Annotated in this window: 16 protein-coding genes and 1 pseudogene; 12 read left to right on the top strand and 5 right to left on the bottom strand. The window is 70.9% G+C overall.

Going from position 1 to position 16,772, the window contains the following annotated elements; genetic code table 11:
• Positions 1-57: 57 nt before the first annotated feature.
• Positions 58-1,413, bottom strand: coding sequence for an ROK family transcriptional regulator (locus ACZ4V1_RS00750; protein WP_468328885.1), 1,356 nt, complete (start codon positions 1,411-1,413; stop codon positions 58-60).
• A gap of 110 nt (positions 1,414-1,523) precedes the next feature.
• Here ACZ4V1_RS00750 and ACZ4V1_RS00745 point away from each other — a divergent pair, with 110 nt between their 5' ends.
• The 3 genes from ACZ4V1_RS00745 to ACZ4V1_RS00735 all read left to right on the top strand — a co-directional run bounded on the left by ACZ4V1_RS00745 (position 1,524) and on the right by ACZ4V1_RS00735 (position 4,126).
• The gene (locus tag ACZ4V1_RS00745) at positions 1,524-2,627 is read left to right on the top strand and encodes a Gfo/Idh/MocA family oxidoreductase (protein ID WP_468327695.1); all 1,104 of its coding nucleotides are present in this window, start codon (positions 1,524-1,526) and stop codon (positions 2,625-2,627) included.
• A complete protein-coding gene (locus ACZ4V1_RS00740; protein WP_468327693.1) occupies positions 2,624-3,106 on the top strand; it encodes a heme-degrading domain-containing protein in 483 nt (160 codons plus the stop codon). Before ACZ4V1_RS00745 ends, ACZ4V1_RS00740 begins: the two co-directional genes overlap by 4 nt.
• Positions 3,107-3,250: 144 nt before the next feature.
• Positions 3,251-4,126 (top strand): LLM class F420-dependent oxidoreductase, encoded by an 876-nt coding sequence (locus ACZ4V1_RS00735; RefSeq protein ID WP_468327691.1) that lies wholly within the window; start codon positions 3,251-3,253, stop codon positions 4,124-4,126.
• Positions 4,127-4,375: 249 nt separating this feature from the next.
• Here the strand turns inward: ACZ4V1_RS00735 and ACZ4V1_RS00730 are convergent, their stop codons facing one another.
• The 3 genes from ACZ4V1_RS00730 to ACZ4V1_RS00720 form a co-directional block, all read right to left on the bottom strand.
• Positions 4,376-5,233: a fumarylacetoacetate hydrolase family protein gene (locus ACZ4V1_RS00730; protein ID WP_468327689.1), complete on the bottom strand. Its 858-nt coding sequence runs from the start codon at positions 5,231-5,233 to the stop codon at positions 4,376-4,378.
• A gap of 172 nt (positions 5,234-5,405) precedes the next feature.
• Positions 5,406-6,176, bottom strand: coding sequence for a YidC/Oxa1 family membrane protein insertase (locus ACZ4V1_RS00725; protein WP_468327687.1), 771 nt, complete (start codon positions 6,174-6,176; stop codon positions 5,406-5,408).
• A 99-nt stretch (positions 6,177-6,275) separates the two neighbouring features.
• Positions 6,276-6,587 (bottom strand): DUF6412 domain-containing protein, encoded by a 312-nt coding sequence (locus tag ACZ4V1_RS00720; protein ID WP_468327685.1) that lies wholly within the window; start codon positions 6,585-6,587, stop codon positions 6,276-6,278.
• 369 nt (positions 6,588-6,956) lie between these two features.
• Here ACZ4V1_RS00720 and ACZ4V1_RS00715 point away from each other — a divergent pair, with 369 nt between their 5' ends.
• The 4 genes from ACZ4V1_RS00715 (at position 6,957) to ACZ4V1_RS00700 (ending at position 13,499) form a co-directional block, all read left to right on the top strand.
• A complete protein-coding gene (locus tag ACZ4V1_RS00715; RefSeq protein ID WP_468327683.1) occupies positions 6,957-8,450 on the top strand; it encodes a glycoside hydrolase in 1,494 nt (497 codons plus the stop codon).
• Between the two features lie 115 nt (positions 8,451-8,565).
• Positions 8,566-9,606 carry an SEC-C domain-containing protein gene (locus tag ACZ4V1_RS00710; RefSeq protein WP_468327681.1) on the top strand — a complete coding sequence of 347 codons (1,041 nt, stop codon included), beginning with the start codon at positions 8,566-8,568 and terminating at the stop codon, positions 9,604-9,606.
• A gap of 100 nt (positions 9,607-9,706) precedes the next feature.
• Positions 9,707-10,162, top strand: a complete 456-nt coding sequence (locus ACZ4V1_RS00705; RefSeq protein WP_468327679.1) for an SRPBCC family protein — start codon at positions 9,707-9,709, stop codon at positions 10,160-10,162.
• A 190-nt stretch (positions 10,163-10,352) separates the two neighbouring features.
• The gene (locus ACZ4V1_RS00700) at positions 10,353-13,499 is read left to right on the top strand and encodes a DEAD/DEAH box helicase (RefSeq protein ID WP_468328882.1); all 3,147 of its coding nucleotides are present in this window, start codon (positions 10,353-10,355) and stop codon (positions 13,497-13,499) included.
• A 31-nt stretch (positions 13,500-13,530) separates the two neighbouring features.
• On the opposite strand, the gene ACZ4V1_RS00695 is transcribed toward ACZ4V1_RS00700, so the two are convergent.
• Entirely contained in the window at positions 13,531-14,226 is a 696-nt protein-coding gene (locus ACZ4V1_RS00695) for an ATP-binding protein (protein WP_468327677.1), read from the bottom strand.
• Between the two features lie 170 nt (positions 14,227-14,396).
• On the opposite strand from ACZ4V1_RS00695, the gene ACZ4V1_RS00690 reads away from it, so the two are divergent.
• The 5 genes and pseudogenes from ACZ4V1_RS00690 to ACZ4V1_RS00670 all read left to right on the top strand — a co-directional run.
• The gene (locus tag ACZ4V1_RS00690; RefSeq protein WP_468327675.1) at positions 14,397-15,239 is read left to right on the top strand and encodes a helix-turn-helix domain-containing protein; all 843 of its coding nucleotides are present in this window, start codon (positions 14,397-14,399) and stop codon (positions 15,237-15,239) included.
• 6 nt (positions 15,240-15,245) lie between these two features.
• Positions 15,246-15,428, top strand: coding sequence for a DUF397 domain-containing protein (locus ACZ4V1_RS00685; RefSeq protein WP_468327673.1), 183 nt, complete (start codon positions 15,246-15,248; stop codon positions 15,426-15,428).
• A gap of 74 nt (positions 15,429-15,502) precedes the next feature.
• A complete protein-coding gene (locus ACZ4V1_RS00680; RefSeq protein WP_468327671.1) occupies positions 15,503-15,673 on the top strand; it encodes a hypothetical protein in 171 nt (56 codons plus the stop codon).
• A gap of 43 nt (positions 15,674-15,716) precedes the next feature.
• Complete coding sequence (locus tag ACZ4V1_RS00675; RefSeq protein ID WP_468328879.1) at positions 15,717-16,160, top strand: DUF6879 family protein; 444 nt, start codon at positions 15,717-15,719, stop codon at positions 16,158-16,160.
• 113 nt (positions 16,161-16,273) lie between these two features.
• Positions 16,274-16,606 (top strand): annotated as a pseudogene (locus ACZ4V1_RS00670) (Scr1 family TA system antitoxin-like transcriptional regulator); the annotation flags it as partial.
• Positions 16,607-16,772 lie beyond the last annotated feature (166 nt).

The raw sequence follows: 16,772 nt of genomic DNA, 5'->3' as shown, positions 1-16,772 counted from the left end.
TCCGATCCTCGTCCGGTCGTCGTCCGGCAGCGGGGCGCCGACACCGACCGCGCCCCGTCAGGTGTCGCCCCGGCCGAACAGCGGCGCGAGCAGCAACTGGGCCGCCCCCTCCGCGACCGCGCGCGTCCCTCCGGGCGCGATCCGCACCGGTACGGCGCCGTCGTGGCCGCCCTCGCGCCGGGCGCGGGCGTCGAGGACGGCGCCGACCCCGTGCACGAAGGCCTCGGGGGCGGCGGCGACGGTACGGCCGCCCAGCAGGACCAGGTCGATGTCGAGCAGCCCGACGAGGTTCGCGGCGCCCGCGCCCAGCACCCTGGCCGCCTCCGCGAGATCGCCGCGGGCGACGGCACCGAGACACAGGGCCTCTACGCAGCCGCGGGCGCCGCAGGTGCAGGGCGGCCCGTCCAACTGGACGACCTGGTGCCCGAACTCCCCGGCGCCCGTCCGGGCGCCTCGGTGCACGCCGCCGCCGAAGACGAGGCCCGCGCCGAGCCCCGTACCGAGGTGCAGATAGGCGAAGGAGCCTCCCGCACGGCGGGCCTCACCGCTCCCCGCGCCGCCGCCTTCACCGCACCCTGGGCCGCCGCCCGCACCACCGCCTCCACCGCGCCCTGGGCCACCCCCCGCCCCACCGGCCCCGCCACGTCCCGCGCCGCTCCCCGAGCCGCCCTCGCCACGTCCCGCGCCGTCCCCCGAGCCGCCCTCGCCGCCGCCCGCGAGACCGACCGCGAGACCGAGCGCCGCCGCGTTGGTGTCCTTGTCGACGACGACCGGCAGCCCGAGCCGCTCCGCCAGCGCGTCCCGCAAGGGAAAGCCGTCCCACTCCGGGAAGCCGGTGACGCGGTGCAGCACGCCCCGGACGTGGTCCAGTGGGCCGGGCAGGGCGACGCCCAGGCCCAGGAGGCCGGGCGCGGCGTCGAGAGCTCCCCCCGGCGGGGTGACGGTGAGCGCGTCGGCGACCAGCTCCCGGGCCACCCGGGCCACCGCCTCCACCACGTCCGCCGCGCCCGCGCCCAGGTCCAGCGGGGAACGCCGCTCCCCCACCACGGCGCCGTCGAGCTCGACCAGCACCGCCCGCAGCTCGTCCCGGTCCAGGTGGACGCCGAGCGCGTGGCCCGCGTCCGGCACCAGGCGCAGCACCGTGCGCGGCTTGCCGCCCGTGGACGCGCGGCGTCCGGCCTCGGAGGCGAGGCCGTCCTCCCGGAGCCGGGCGGTGATCTTGCTGACCGCCTGCGGGGTGAGCCCGGTCCGCTCGGCGAGTTCGAGCCGGCTGATGCCCTCGGCGCCAGCGGTGCGCAGCAGGTCGAGCACGAGGGCGGTGTTGTGGCTGCGCAGGGCGAGCAGGTTGGCGCCGCCCGCCGCAAGGCCCGTACCCGTGCCCGTACCAGCACCCGCACCCGCACCCGCACCCATGCCCGTGCCCGTGCCCGTGCCCGTGCTGCCGTCCCCGCCGTTCGCCCTGTTCACGCCTCCATTGTCTCCGGCGCTTGCACTTTGGCAACAGCGTTGCGAAAGTGGGAGGCATGACTGGTACTCCCTCCGGTAATCCCCCGGGCAACGCGCCGGGCGCCCCGCTGCGTGTCGGCCTCGTCGGTTACGGACTCGCGGGCTCCGTGTTCCACGCCCCGCTGATCGCCGCCACCGAGGGCCTGACCCTGGACACGGTGGTCACCTCGAACCCCGACCGGCAGCAGCAGGCCCGCGCCGAGTTCCCGGACGTGCGGACCGTCGCCGGACCGGACGAGCTGTTCGACCGGGCCGCCGAGCTGGACCTGATCGTCATCGCGTCCCCGAACAAGACGCACGTGCCGCTCGCGACGACGGCCCTGAGGGCAGGTCTGCCGGTCGTGGTGGACAAGCCGGTCGCGGGCACGGCGGCCGAGGCGCGGGAGCTGGCGGCGCTGGCGGAGGAGCGCGGTCTGCTGCTCTCCGTCTTCCAGAACCGCCGTTGGGACAACGACTTCCTGACCCTCCGCCGGCTGCTCGCCGAGGACGCGCTGGGCGACGTATGGCGCTTCGAGTCCCGCTTCGAGCGCTGGCGGCCGAAGCCGAAGGGCGGCTGGCGCGAGTCCGGCGACCCGGCAGAGATCGGAGGTCTCCTGTACGACCTCGGCAGTCACGTCGTCGACCAGGCACTCGTCCTCTTCGGCCCGGCCACGCAGGTGTACGCCGAGTCGGTCGTCCGGCGCGCGGGCGCGGAGGCGGACGACGACACGTTCATCGCGATCACGCACGCGAACGGCGTCCGCTCCCACCTCCACGTCTCCTCCACCGCCGCGCAACTCGGCCCCCGTTTCCGGGTGCTGGGCTCGAAGGCCGGCTACGTCAAGCACGGCCTCGACCCGCAGGAGGCGGCCTTGCGCGAGGGGAAGCGGCCCGGCCCCGGCTGGGGCGAAGAGGACGAGTCGCTGTGGGGCCGCGTGGGCTCCGGGGAGTCCCCGCTGACCGGCGGCGGACGCGTGGCGGCGACCGTTCCCGGCGACTACCCCGCCTACTACGCGGCGGTGGCGAAGGCCCTCCTGGAGGACGGCCCGAACCCGGTCGGCGCCCGGGAGGCGGCCGCCGCACTGGACGTACTGGAGGCGGCCCGCCGGTCCGCCCGCGACGGAGCGGTGGTGACCCTGTGAGCCCCGCACCCGACGCGGCGGTCCCGACCGTGGAGGACCTGGAGGCGCAGGAACGCCGCCTGGTCTTCCGCCGGTTCACGAACGACGACGCGTGGGCGCTCGGCTCCCTCCTGGTCGAGCTGGCCCGGGAGCGTCGGGCGCCGGTGGCCATCGACATCCACCGCGCCGGCCAGCAGCTCTTCCACGCCGCCCTGCCCGGCTCGACCCCCGACAACGACGCCTGGATCGCCCGCAAGCGCCGGGTGGTGGAGCGGTACGGCTCGGCGTCGTACCTGGTCGGGTCCCGTTTCCGCGCCAAGGGCACGACGTTCGAGGAGTCCTCGCGGCTCGACGCGGACACGTACGCGGCGCACGGCGGCTCCTTCCCGATCACCGTCGCGGACGTCGGGGTGATCGGCGCGGTGACGGTGTCCGGTCTCCCGCAGGTGGAGGACCACCGGCTCGTGGTGGAGGCACTGGAGCGGTTCCTGGGCGAGTAGCCCGTACGGCGGCGGCACCCGGGGTCCGTACGGCGGCACTCCGGGGTCCGTACGGCGGACCCCGGGAATCACTTCCCGGCCCCTCTGGTTGGCACGCGATGTACGAAGGACGATCACAACGCCCCACCGGAGGGATCGCGGCCGATGAACGACACGACGGCTAGTTTGAGGGAATCGGTCGGACGGTACGGCGTCTGGAGCGTGCAACTGCGCTCGGAGGACCCGGCGGGCGGCGCCGAACGTGCCGAGGCCGCCGCAGAGCTGGAGCAGCTCGGCTACGGCGCCCTGTGGCTGGGCGGCAACAGCGCCGCCCGGCACGCCGCCCCGCTGATCGAGGCGACCTCGCGCGTCGTCGTCGGCACCAGCATCCAGAGCATCTGGCAGCACGAGGCGTCCGAGGCGGCGGCGAGCTTCGCCGAGCTGGAGGTGTCCCACCCCGGCCGCTTCGTGCTCGGTCTCGGTGTGAGCCACGCCCCGATGGTGGGCGGATACAAGCGCCCGTACTCGACGATGGTCGGCTACCTCGACGACCTGGACAGGGCGGGCATGCGGGCCGGCCACCGGGTGCTGGCCGCGCTCGGCCCCAGGATGCTGGAGCTGTCCCGGGACCGTGCGGCGGGCGCGATCCCGTACCTGGGCACCCCCGAGCACACCGCGCGGGCCCGCGAGACCCTCGGCGAGGGCCCGCTGCTGGCACCGGAGTTCAAGGTCGTACTCGACTCCGACCCGGCCCGCGCCCGCGCGACGGCCCGCGCCTACCTCGCCCGGTACCTGGAACTCCCGAACTACACCAAGAACTTCCTCAGCCTCGGCTTCACCGACGCCGACGTCACCGGCGGCGGCAGCGACCGCCTCATCGACGCCGTCTTCGCCTGGGGCGACGAGGACACGATCCGCGCCCGCGTCGACGCCTTCCACGACGCGGGCGCGGACCATGTGGCACTCCAGGTGGTGCAGGACGGCCCGGCGGACGCGCTGCCACGGGAAGGCTGGCGCCGCCTCGCGTCACTGCTGGCGTGAGGCAAGGCGCTCCGCGCTCCGCGCTCCGCGGGGCGCGGGGCGCGGGGCGCGGGGCGCGGGGCGCGGGGCGCGGGGCGCGGGGCGCGGGGCGCGGGGCTCTGACACGGGCGGCTCCGCCGTGGGGGCGCGACCGGCCGCAACCGGCCCGCGGCCGACGACGCAGCCGCGCCGCGATCCCCGGCCCCGCCCCCGGCCTCAGCCCCAGCCCCAGCCCCAGCCCCAGCCCCAGCCCCAGCCCCAGCGGAGCGCCTACGCGTCCTTGAGTTCCTGCCGCTGCCGCCCGAGCCCCTCGATCTCCAGCTCGACGACGTCACCCGCCCGCAGATACGGCTTCGGCTCGGGCTGTCCCATCGCCACCCCCGCCGGCGTCCCGGTGTTGATGACATCGCCGGGACGCAGCACCATGAACCGGCTGACGTACCGCACGACCTCTCCCACGGGGAAGATCTGGTCCGCGGTCGTACCGTCCTGCTTCAGCTCCCCGTTCACCCACAGCCGCAGCGACAGCCGCTGGGGGTCGGGTACCTCGTCGGCGGTGACGAGCCACGGCCCCAGCGGGTTGAACGTCTCGCAGTTCTTGCCCTTGTCCCAGGTCCCGCCCCGCTCGATCTGGAACTCCCGCTCGGACACGTCGTGCGCGACCGCGTACCCGGCGACGCACGCGAGTCCCTCCTCCGCCGACTCCAGATAGCGGGCCGTGCGCCCGATGACGACCGCCAGCTCCACCTCCCAGTCGGTCTTGGCGGAGCCGCGCGGCACGAGCACGGTGTCGTCCGGCCCGACGACCGTGTCCGGCGCCTTGAAGAAGACGACGGGCTCGGCGGGCGGCTCGGCCCCGGTCTCACGGGCGTGGTCGTGGTAGTTCAGCCCGATGCACACGATCTTCCCGATGCTTCCCACGGGCGGTCCGACGCGCAGCCCCGCGGCGTCCAGGGCGGGCAGCTCACCGGCTTCGGCGGCGGCCCGTACCCGACCGAGCGCGGCCTCGTCGCCGAGCAGCGCTCCGTCGATGTCCGTCACCACGCCCGTCAGGTCTCGCAGGGTCCCGTCGGCGTCGAGCAGCGCGGGTCGCTCCGACCCCGCCGTACCGACTCGCAACAGCTTCATGATCCCCAACTCCTCGATCGCGGGCAGCCCGCCCGATGAGGTGCGACCTGGGTGCGGCAGTGCGCAGCCATCGGAGGACTGGTCGATCGTCCAAGGTCGGGGTCCACTCCGCAATACCCCGTTCACGTACTGGACCGTAGGCAGACCGTGCGCCCCTGGTCGCGCCGTGCCCTCACCGGTACAGAACGGCCCGCTCGACGGCACTCCAGGTGGTGCTGGTCACGACGTACAGCGCGGCGGCCAGCGGCATCACGGCCACCGTGACGAGCGTGAAGAAGGACATGAACGGCATGACCTTGGTGATGGCCGCCAGCCCCGGCAGCTGCTCTCCGTGACCGGCACCGGCCCGACCACCGGCATCAGCCCCGCGACCACCGGCGCGGGCGCCGACGCCGGCCACCGGCATCGGCGTCTCGGCCATCGTCCGCTTGGTGAGCCGGTAGCTGAAGACGGCCACCCCGGCGACGAACGCGAACAGCACGACGTACACGAGCCCGGCACCCCCGGCCGGCCCGCCGTCGCCGAGCGCGTCGGCCCACCGCCCGCCGAGCGGGGCGGCGAGGAGCCGGTGCGAGAGCAGCTCGTTGGGCTGCCCGCCGATCGACGAGCTGGAGAACAGGTGGTAGAGGAGGAAGAAGGCGGGCACCTGGCAGAGGCTGGGCAGGCAGCCCGACAAGGGGGACACCTTCTCCTCGGCATGCAGGTCGAGGACGGCCCGCTGGAGCTTCTCGGGGTTCTTGACGTGCTTGCGGCGCAGTTCGGCGATCCTCGGCTGCAACCGGGTGCGCGCCTTCTGCCCGCGCGCCGCCGCCCGGGACAGGGGGTGGACGAGGAGCCGCACGAGGGCGGTGAACAGGACGATGGCGGCGGCCGCGGCGGAGGCGCCGAACAGCGGCTGGAGCAGGTCGGCGAGCTGCTCGACCAGGCTGGCGAAAACGGACATGAGTGGGTGAGCCCTCCGGGGGTCTCGTCGTGCCGGGTGAAGGTGCTGGCGGCATGACGACACGACCGGCGCGGGGCCGGGTACGGCGGGAGAACGGCCCTACGCGGTGGTCGCCGGAAGGGCGTACCCGGGCGCTCGGGGCCGGCGGCGTCCGGGGGCGTCGGGATCGCGTTGGGGCAGGAAGGCGGTACGGAGGTCCCGGTCCCTGATGGCCGTACGCACCCGGGTGGGCGGCACGGCGGGCGCGCAGCGCGCGGCGATCACGGCGCAGACGGCCAGCGCGGAGCCGGCCGCGGCGGTCGCGGCGAGCGCGACGGTGACGGAGAGGCTGCCGGCGTCGACGAGCGCGACGGGGATGAGCACGAGCAGCAGGACGAGAAGGGGGCGCAGGACGGCCCGTCCTCGGATCATCGGCCACTCCCCCTCTCGTACTCGTGTTTGCCCCAGTTATACAGGACTTGGCTGCCGGTGGGCCCGGCGCGGGGCTCACACCCGGGCGGGAGAGGCCGCCGACTGCTGTGCGGCCCGTGCCCGGGCGTGCTGCCGCGGGTGGGCACCGTGGCGGCGGTCCCGTTCCGCATGGCGACCCTCCTCCCCCTCCTCCCCCACCCCTTCTGATAACCCGGAGGAAAAGGGCCGGAAAGCGCTGTCACACCTCTCGACAACCTCAGCCGCCACACCCGATGCTGCCTGGAGAACGAGGAGGCACCCATCCCGGGAGGGCGGTCAACTCCCGTATCCCTCCCCCTGGTCACCGCGAGCGGAGAGGCGGAGACAGCCGTGATCCGACGCAGAACCCTGCTGACCGCAGCAGGCGGTACGTTCCTCGGCGGCACCCTGGCCACCGGCACCGCGCACGCGTCCGCGACCAAGGCGGCGGACGCCACGGTCACCGTGAACCCGGCGGCGACGTACGGCACATGGGAGGGCTGGGGGACGTCCCTGGCCTGGTGGGCCAACGTCTTCGGCGACCGCACCGACTTCGCGGACCTCTTCTTCACCACCGGGCAGGTGCCGTACGGCGGCCGCACCCTCCCGGGCCTCGGCCTGAACATCGCCCGCTACAACCTCGGCGCGTGCGGCTGGAACGCCGTGAACGGCGAGCGCATGGTGGAGTCACCGAACATCCCCCGCTTCAAGCAGATCGAGGGCTACTGGCAGGACTGGCGCGACGAGGACCCGTCCTCCCCGGCCTGGAACTGGTCGGCGGACGCGAAGCAGCGCGCCATGCTGCGGATGGCGGTGGCGCGGGGCGCGACCAGCGAGCTGTTCGCCAACTCCCCGATGTGGTGGATGTGCGCCAACCACAACCCGTCCGGCGCGGCCGGCGGCGGCAACAACCTCCAGTCCTGGAACCACCGCCAGCATGCCTCCCACCTGGCCACGGTGGCGGCGTACGCGCGGGCGAACTGGGGCGTGGCCTTCGCGACCGTCGACCCCTTCAACGAACCCAGCTCCAACTGGTGGACGGCGACGGGAAAGCAGGAGGGCTGCCACATCGACGCGGCCACACAGGCGTCGGTACTGGGGCACCTGCGCGCCGAACTGGACAAGCGGGGCCTGGCGGACACCGCGATATCGGCGTCCGACGAGACGAGCTACGACCTGGCCCGTACCACCTGGAACTCCTTCGGGCCGACGACGAAGGCCCTGGTCGACCAGGTCAACGTGCACGGCTACCAGGGCGCCGGAGGCCGCCGCGACCTCCTCTACACGGACGTGGTGACCACGTCCCGCAAGACCCTGTGGAACTCGGAGACCGGCGAGAACGACGCCACCGGCATGAGCATGGCGAGCAACCTGCTCTACGACTTCCGCTGGCTGCACCCCACCGCCTGGTGCTACTGGCAGGTCATGGACCCGTCGCCCGGCTGGGCGACGATCGCGTACGACCCGGACACCCTCCAGCCGGGCGCCGTGCAGACGAAGTACTACGTACTGGCCCAGTTCAGCCGCCACATCCGCCCCGGCATGACGATCCTCGACACCGGCGTGAGCTATGCGGCGGCGGCGCTGGACAGGGCGGCGGGACGCCTGGTCGTCGTGGCGGCGAACACGTCGGAGTCGTCCCAGACCCTGACCTTCGACCTCTCCCGCTTCTCCACCGCGACCGGCCAGCCCGGCGGCCTGGTCCCCCGCTGGAACACGGTGACGACGGGCGCCGGCGACCGGTACGCGGCGCATACGGACACCCGTCTCAGCGGGCGGACGGTGAGCGTGCCGTTCGCGGGACGGTCGGTGCAGACGCTGCAGATCGACGGGGTGACGGCGTAGGGACGAGGGGGCAGCACCCGCGGCGCCCCCGCCGGGCGCCGGTCCTGTGGCCTGCGACGGCCTCTGGCCTGCGGGTACCTCACCTTCGTCCCTTGTCGGCAGTACGGTGTCACCCATGCGCCCCGACACGCCCGCCGAAAACGTCGACCACACCGCCGAAGCGGCACGCCTGGAGCGGACCGCCGGCCTCTACCCCGAGGACGCCGAGGCCCTGCTCCTGCGCGCCGCGGCCCACCTGGAACTGTCCGGCGACCGCCCCGCCGCGACCAAGCTCTACGACCGCCTGCTGTCCTCCGACACCGCCGCCGCTCTGGAGAACCCGTCCCTGGTGCGTGCACTCAAGGCGTCGAACCTCTGGGAGTACGGCCACGAGGCGGAGGCCCGGGCGATCATCGACGGCGTGCGTACGGCGTCACCGCGCGACCCGGCCCCCTGGGTGATCGCCGCCGAGGCCCTGGAGGCCCACGACGAGCTGGAGGCGGCACACGAGACGTTCACGGAGGGCGCCCGCCTGCTCCTGACGGACGTGGCGGAGCCCCCGTACGCGACGCACCCCCTCCTCTACGGCCGCCACCGCGTCCGCAGGATGCTGGGCCTCCCCCACGACGAGTGGGACTCCCTGGCCGACACCCTGCACTCCATGCCGGTCTCCCTCGACGAGCTGCACGATCCCAAGCGCGTCTGGTCCCTGGGCTCGGACAACCCGGCGGACCTGGAGGCGGAGATCTCCCGCCTGCGCGCCGAACTGGGCGCCTACCGCGAGGCCCTGTCCCGTCCCTTCCCGGTGGCCATGCTCCACTGGCCGGCCGACGAGCTGACGGAACTGCTCGAGGCGTACCCGCCCCTCGCCGCCGAGTACCCCTCGTACGAGGAGCACCTGGCGACCATAGAGGCGGCACTGCGCGAGCTGGCGTCGTCCGGCACCCCCAACCTCGGCGTGGTCCGGGGCACGGTCCCGTCCTACGAGGCCTTCGCGGCGTCGGAGGGCTCCTCCCCCGCCGACCCGGCCCTCCTCCCCCAGTACGCGACGACGCTGGCGGCCCGGGGCCGCGCGGTGGGGTGGCCGCCGCAGCGGGGGGCGGCGTGCTGGTGCGGCTCGAACGAGCCGTACGCGCGATGCCACGGCCTCACGGGGCCCGCCGCGGCCAACCGATGAGTTTCCGCGCCGCCGGCCGTCTACAGGTGCATCAACGGCCTTGCGAACCCACCACGAGCGCAAGACGTCGATCCCCGTAGACCGAAGAAGGCAGGACGACATGAGCACCGAGCAGACGACCGCGGCGGCGAACGGCTTCTCCTACACCCTGACCCGCACCCTGGACGCCCCCGCGGCAGGGGTCTGGCAGGCCTGGACCACCCCCGACCAGTACGCCCAGTGGGCCCACGCGGCCCCCGGCTCCGTCGAACTGGACGTCCGCCCCGGCGGCGCCTGGAAGGCCACGATGCAGGCCCCCGACGGCGCCGAGTTCCCCCTGACCGGCACCTACCTGGAGGTGGACCGGCCCAGTCACCTGGTCATCGGCATGGACATCCCCGGCCGCCCCGAACCCGAGACGATGACCATCGAACTCACCGAGCAGGGCCCCCGCAACACCGTGATCACCGTCAGCCAGACCTGCGACACGGCAGAGGCCCGGGACATGGCGGAACAGGGCAGCGGCATGCTGCTGGACGGCCTGGAGGGGTTCCTGGCGGAGGGGGCGAGGGGCTGAGCGGGCGGACGTCGCCTGCGCGGCCCCTCCGCCAGGAGACACACTGCGAAGAGCGAAGAGCGTGGACACTGCCCGGGTGAGTGTTCACGCTCTGCTCATTTGATGGGCGCTCGGCCCCACGGGCGTGGCTCGGTGTCAGTGGCTCCTGTTAGAACTGAGCCACATCGGTGTGCTGATCGAGGGGGTCGTGGTGGGAGAAGCGGGGAGACCGGCGCAGCCGGTCGCGGGGGTCTACGAGCAACTGATCACGGACCGCGTCCACGGCGAGTTGGAACAACTCGAGGCCGCTGGCTGGAAGGCCGTCGACGCGGAGGTCAGCGCGGAGTCCTCACCTCATGTGCTGGCGCGGCATGTCGGTGACATGGTGGCCCGTCGCCTCACTCAGCTCCCGGCCGACCAGCGGGTTCCCTTCGCCAACCGCATCCTGGAGTCCCTCGCCGCCGGGGCCGCCGATCAGGCCGATGGCGAGCCCGTCAGCACCATCGTCGAAGGGCCTCGGCAGTTGTTGGCGCTTGCGGAGCAGGAGGCTCCCGGAGCCTACGCGATCCGCCCGCTCACCCCGCTCTCCGAAACGTCTCTGCTCACCAACTCGCCGGAGGACCTCAGCCTGGGCTCCGAGCTGCGAGCCGAGTTGGCCACCGCGGACCGCATCGACCTGCTCTGCGCGTTCGTGAAGTGGTACGGCATCCGCGTGTTGGAGGACTCCCTGCGTGCCGCCAAGGAGCGCGGGGTACCGATCCGGGTCATCACCACCACCTACATGGGCGCCACGGATCGCCATGCCCTCGACCGGCTCGTACGCGACTTCGGCGCCACCGTGAAGGTCAACTACGAGATCCGCTCGACGCGGCTCCATGCCAAGGCCTGGCTCTTCCGTCGCCGGACGGGCTACGACACGGCATACGTCGGCAGCTCGAACCTGTCCCGTGCGGCCCTGCTCGACGGTCTGGAGTGGAACGTACGTCTGTCCTCAGTGGCCACACCCGCAGTGCTGGACAAGTTCGAGGCGACCTTCGACGCGTACTGGAACGACACGGCCTTTGAGACGTACGACCCCGATCTCCACCGCGTGCGCCTCGACGGAGCTCTGGCCCAGGCGAGTGGGACGACGCCGACCACCGATCTGAGAATCAACCTTTCCGGCCTCGAGGTGCGTCCCTTCCCACACCAGCGGGACATGCTGGAGCGGTTGAGCGTCGAACGCGAGCTCCGCGGACGCCACCGCAACCTACTGGTCGCCGCTACCGGTACCGGCAAGACCGTGATGGCCGCCCTCGACTACCGCCGCCTGTGCAAGGAGTCGGCCGGGGGTAGGCCGCGACTGCTGTTCGTGGCCCATCGCAAGGAGATCCTCAAGCAGTCGCTGCGCACTTACCGAGAGGTGCTGGACGACGCCTCGTACGGTGAACTGCTGTATGGCGGCGCGGACCCACGCGAGTGGAATCACGTCTTCGCCAGCGTCCAGTCGCTCAACGTGCAGCGGCTGGAGCAGTTGTCTCCGGACCACTTCGACGTCATCGTGATCGACGAGTTCCACCACGCCACGGCCTCCACCTACCGGCGGGTGATCGACCACTTCGCGCCCAGGGAACTACTGGGCCTCACCGCCACTCCGGAGCGGATGGACGGGCTCAATGTCCAGGACGAGTTCTTCGAGGGCCGCATCGCCGCCGAGATGAGGCTCTGGGAGGCCCTGGAGAACGACCTGCTGTGCCCCTTCCACTACTTCGGCATCCCGGACGGCACGGACCTGAGGAACCTCAACTGGCAGAAGGGTTCCTACGCCGATCAGGAACTCGGAAATCTCTTCACGGGCCATACCGCGCGGGCCCGCATCATCGTCAAGCAGATCCGGGACAAGGTCTCCGACCCCGCAGCCATGAGGGCGCTCGGCTTCTGCGTCACCAAGGCACACGCTCACTTCATGGCCGAGTACTTCCGCGCGGCCAACCTCCGTGCTGTGGCTCTCGACAGTGACTCGCCTGCCGACGTGCGCGCCCGGGCGCTGTCCGACCTCCGGGACGGCCGAATCCAGGTGATCTTTTCGGTGGACCTGTTCAACGAGGGGCTCGACATCCCGGACGTCGACACGCTCCTCCTGTTGCGCCCCACCAACAGCGCCACCGTCCTCCTCCAGCAGTTGGGGCGTGGACTGCGGCGTACCGAGACCAAGCCGGTGCTCACGGTCCTCGACTTCATCGGACAGCACCGGACTGAATTCCGTTTCGAGGAGCAGTTCCGAGCCCTGACCAACCTGTCGCGAAACCGGCTGGTCGAGCACATCGAGCGTGGCTTCCCCCAACTGCCGTCCGGGTGCCAGATCATTCTGGAGGGCAAGTCGAAGGAGCTCGTCCTCGACAACATCCGGACCCAACTGGGTGCCACAGTGAAGACGCTGGTGAAGGAGGTCAAGGAGTACAGCACTCCACGCCTCGCCGACTATCTCCGGGAAAGCCGCCGTGAGATCAAGGAGCTGTACAAGAGTGCCAACTCCTGGACGGCCGTCCTCCGCCGAGCCGGAATGATGACCGAAGCCGTCCCGCCGGGCGAAGCCGCACTGCTCAAGCGGGTCCACGCCTTCCTGCACGTGGATGACCCTGAGCGCGCGCAGGCCTACCTGCGGCTTCTGGAGGACGACGCTCCGTCGTACGAAGCACTCGGTCCGACCGATCAGGCCTACGCCCGCATGCTGTTCTTCAACCTGTGGGACAACGCGGGCGGGTTCACCAGCTTCGGGGAGGGTCTCGCATCCCTGCACCCGCAGCGAGCACTGCGGGATGAACTCCGGCAAGTGCTGGCGCACGTCATCGAGCAGGCGGACCACTTCCCGATCGCCCTGTCCGGCCCCCTCAGCCAAGTCCCGCTGAAGGTCCACAGCGCGTACAACCGGTCCGAGATACTGGCCGCGCTCGGCGTCGCACGCTTCGGCGGCCAGATGCCGAGATCCTTCGCGCAGGGCGTGCAGTGGGTCGATGAGCTCCAGACGGATGCGCTGCTCATCACGCTCGAAAAGGACGAGAAGGACTTCTCGCCGACCGTCCGCTACAAGGACTACGCGCTGAACCCGACCCTCTTCCACTGGGAGTCTCAGAACTCGACGGCAGCCGACTCGCGCACCGGCCTGCGCTACCAGCAGCATGCGCGTCGCGGCAGTCACGTCCTCCTCTTCATGCGCCGCTACAAGAACACGGACATAGGCAAGCCCCAGCCGTGGATGCTTCTCGGCCCGGCTACCTACGTGCAGCACACCGGTAGCAAGCCGATGGCGATCACTTGGCAGCTCGAGCACCCCCTCCCGGCCGACGTGTGGACCTACTCGGCCATCCAGGCGAGCTGAGTCAGACACGTCGGCCGCGGGGCGCACCGCCTCAGGAGAGCCGAGTTTCACTCTCCGCCTCGAAGCGCGCCTGAGCTTGGTCCAGCATGTCGTCAGGGTCCCGCCCGTGCAGGCGGAACCAGTAGAGGAGATCGGTGATGACGTCGATCGCCGCATCCTCTGCGACCGCGGTGCCCAACCGGCCCTGATCGACCGGCTGCGGCGCCGAGACCGAGCCGCTGTACAGACTCAGCACGTCCACGGCTCGCGCGAGTCGGGGAACCGGCACGTGACGGCCGGCCCCGGCGGCACGCAGCCGGAGCTCGCACCAGGTCACCTTGCGGTCACCGGTCAGCTCGACACCCCAGCGGGCACTGAGGGCTTCGATGAGCACCATCCCCCGCCCCGTCTCGGCGTCGGGGCCCGCGCAGGTGAGAGTCGGCAGCGCGCGGGGGTCGGGGTCGTGAACCTCGATGCGCAGATGGGACCCGTTCAGTGAGGCGACCAGCGTGGACGGCGTCCCGGCTCCGACGTGCTTGATGACATTGGCGATGAGTTCGCCCGTGCAGATCTCCGCTGCGTCTCTCAGTTCGTGCAGCCCCCAGTACTCCAAGTGGATTCGCAGCGCTCGCCGCAAGGACGACACCTGCTCGGCGTCGGCCAGAAACGGCAGTCTCCACGGCCGCGTCGGCATCCATAGAGAGCCATCCATGTCGCACCACTCCCTCGCCAGCGCCTTCGTTGGCACGCTGTGATCTCTCCATGACTCAGAGTTGCATTGAAACTCTCAAAATGGAACTCTCAGCAGGATGCCGCCGGGAGCACGACTCTCCAGCACACGCCCCCGGCGCACACCGCCTTGCCGTCGCCAACGACTGAGCACGACGATCTACTGGATCGACACGGAGGGCCGCACACATGGCAGTTGGACCCACCACCCGCAGGCGCCAACTGGGCGCCGTCCTGCGACGGCTCAGGGAACTGAAAGGGCTGACGCTTGAGGAGGCAGGAGCACGCGTCGGCATCTCGAAGGCGACGCTGAGTCGCTACGAGACGAAGGAGGGAACGGTCAAGTGGCCTGCCGTAGACGCCCTCTGCCGCGAGTACGGCGCGACGGACGAGGAGCGCCTGGCCCTGGTCGAACTGGCGAAGGGCGCGAAGATCCAAGGCTGGTGGCGATCTCTGACCGATCCCATCCCCGAGTCCATGAACCTCATGCTCACCTTGGAGGATGAGGTGGTACGCGAGGACCACTACGCCTGCATGTACGTACCCGGGCTGCTCCAGACGCGTGCCTACGCGGAGGCCGTCCACCGAGCCTCGGAAGTGCAATGCGATGAGCGCGAGGTGCAGCACATGGTCGACATCCGCATGAAGCGGCAGGAGTTGCTGGCACGCGACGAACCGCCGCACATCTGGTGCGTGATCGACGAAGCCGCGATCCGGCGGCGGGTCGGAGGCCGCGAGGTGATGCGGGAGCAACTCGCACACCTGCTTGCCGTCACCGAGCGTCCACATGTCACGGTCCAAGTACTGCCGTTCGCGCGGGGCGCGCATGCGGCTGCCGTGGGCAGCTTTGCCACCCTTCGCGGTCAGACTCCCGACCTGGACGTGGTGTACGTGGACCTCCTCGGGGGTGGGCTGTTCATGGAGAAACCGGAGGAACTGGAGCGCTATAGATTGGCGTTCCAGTACCTCAGCGCCCAGGCACTCGACCTCGAGTCCTCAGCCGAACTCATCGACAGAGTCAGCAAGGAGTGAATCTTGATGGCGGCCACGTCAGCGCATCGCTGGTTCAAGTCCTCGTACAGCGGCGGCAGCGGCACGGAGTGCGTCGAGTGCGCCTACCTCTCGCACCGAACACTGATACGTGACTCAAAGCGCAGAGGCGGGCCCGTCCTTGCCGTGGGGCCCGAGGCCTGGCGTCGCTTCGTCGACGCGATGCGTTGATGCAGCCAAGCGGGCCAGCCACGAGCGTCCCAGGCCCTAAAGTCCGTGCAAGCCCCAACAACGGCTCTTCGACCGTGTACCTCGACGACGAAACCGGGAATTACGTTCTGCAAGGCTGGCGGGTCACAGATGCTGATCGCCTGGCGCAGCTGGACATCCCCGGGCACGAGACAGTGATCGGGTTCCCCAGGCGCATGATGCAGTTCTTCCGGGAGGTGAGCGGCGGTGCCGCAGCCGACATTTGAGGAGCTCTTCCGCTCAGCCCGGTACAGCGCCTATCACCTTGAGATGCGCGATGCCTACGGTCTCGACGAGGACTATCGGGAGTGGTCAGCAGGCCATCAGTTCGACCCGGCGGAGCGCTGGCCCTGGTGGATCGAGCTCGTCTCCTCAGCGGTGGCCCGCGGCGTGGCCGTGCACCGCGCTCGCGTCGTCTCCGAACCTCTGTCCTCCTACGCTCGCTACGAGTACGAGCTGACGGGCGGGCACAACGTCAAGGCCGGCGAAGACGTGCGCTGGCTACCCCGCAGGCAGGCTTCGGGCCTTGCTCTGCCGGGAAACGACTTCTGGCTCTTCGATGGCACGTCCGTCCTGTTCAACCACTTCGCCGGGGACGGGACGATGACCGGTGAGGAACTATTGACCGACCAGACCGTCGTCAGCCTGTGCTCCTCCGCGTTCGCTGCCGTGTGGGAGCGGGCAATCCCCCATGAGGAGTACCGGCCGGCCTGACAGGGATCGCCCGCCGCACTCCATGTCTACGTCATCCAGCGTTCAGGAGGCCCGAGAGGCCCTGGGCAAGCGCAAGTGCAGCCGCATCGAAAACGGCCGTACGCCACCCTCCGATGACGATCTGCACGCGTACACGCTGCACTGCGCTGCGGCCGAGCAGACAGCAGACCTCGTCGGCACAGGTCGCAACATCGACGGCGCCTACGTCGAGTGGCGGCGTATGGAGCGTTCCGGACTGCGCCGTGCCCAGCAATCGGTCATTCCCTTGTGGGAGCGCACCCGGCACTTTCGGGCGTACTCGTCGTGGCTCATACCCGGACCGTTTCAGACACCCGCGTATACCAGGGCCCACACACCGGTTCGCCGTGGTCCTGGAGGAGAGCACGCTCCGGCACATGATCGGTGGGCCCGAAACCATGGCTGGGCAGCTAGGGCACCTGTTGTCGCTGGCGAGGCTCCCCAACGTCAGCTTGGGCGTGATTCCACTGAGCCGGGACCGCACCGCTCTGTGGCCAGCCAGACGTACCCGCCCTTCGACGGCACTGAGCCGGAGCCCGTCCCCGCCTGAGGAACCCGGATACCGGTTACGCCGCCGAACCGCGCCTACACGAC

This window comes from Streptomyces sp. NPDC028991 (genome assembly GCF_055564775.1).
The sequence above is the reverse complement of the archived record's forward strand: the minus strand, read 5'-3'. Positions and strand labels throughout refer to the sequence as shown.

Excerpts from the sequence above, each read along its gene's own strand:
- ACZ4V1_RS00750 (WP_468328885.1), bottom strand. The coding sequence starts at position 1,413 with ATGGGTGCGGGTGCGGGTGCGGGTGCTGGTACGGGCACGGGTACGGGC.
- ACZ4V1_RS00745 (WP_468327695.1), top strand. The coding sequence starts at position 1,524 with ATGACTGGTACTCCCTCCGGTAATCCCCCGGGCAACGCGCCGGGCGCC.
- ACZ4V1_RS00735 (WP_468327691.1), top strand. The coding sequence starts at position 3,251 with ATGAACGACACGACGGCTAGTTTGAGGGAATCGGTCGGACGGTACGGC.
- ACZ4V1_RS00730 (WP_468327689.1), bottom strand. The coding sequence starts at position 5,233 with ATGAAGCTGTTGCGAGTCGGTACGGCGGGGTCGGAGCGACCCGCGCTG.
- ACZ4V1_RS00725 (WP_468327687.1), bottom strand. The coding sequence starts at position 6,176 with ATGTCCGTTTTCGCCAGCCTGGTCGAGCAGCTCGCCGACCTGCTCCAG.
- ACZ4V1_RS00720 (WP_468327685.1), bottom strand. The coding sequence starts at position 6,587 with ATGATCCGAGGACGGGCCGTCCTGCGCCCCCTTCTCGTCCTGCTGCTC.
- ACZ4V1_RS00710 (WP_468327681.1), top strand. The coding sequence starts at position 8,566 with ATGCGCCCCGACACGCCCGCCGAAAACGTCGACCACACCGCCGAAGCG.
- ACZ4V1_RS00705 (WP_468327679.1), top strand. The coding sequence starts at position 9,707 with ATGAGCACCGAGCAGACGACCGCGGCGGCGAACGGCTTCTCCTACACC.
- ACZ4V1_RS00690 (WP_468327675.1), top strand. The coding sequence starts at position 14,397 with ATGGCAGTTGGACCCACCACCCGCAGGCGCCAACTGGGCGCCGTCCTG.
- ACZ4V1_RS00685 (WP_468327673.1), top strand. The coding sequence starts at position 15,246 with ATGGCGGCCACGTCAGCGCATCGCTGGTTCAAGTCCTCGTACAGCGGC.
- ACZ4V1_RS00675 (WP_468328879.1), top strand. The coding sequence starts at position 15,717 with ATGCGCGATGCCTACGGTCTCGACGAGGACTATCGGGAGTGGTCAGCA.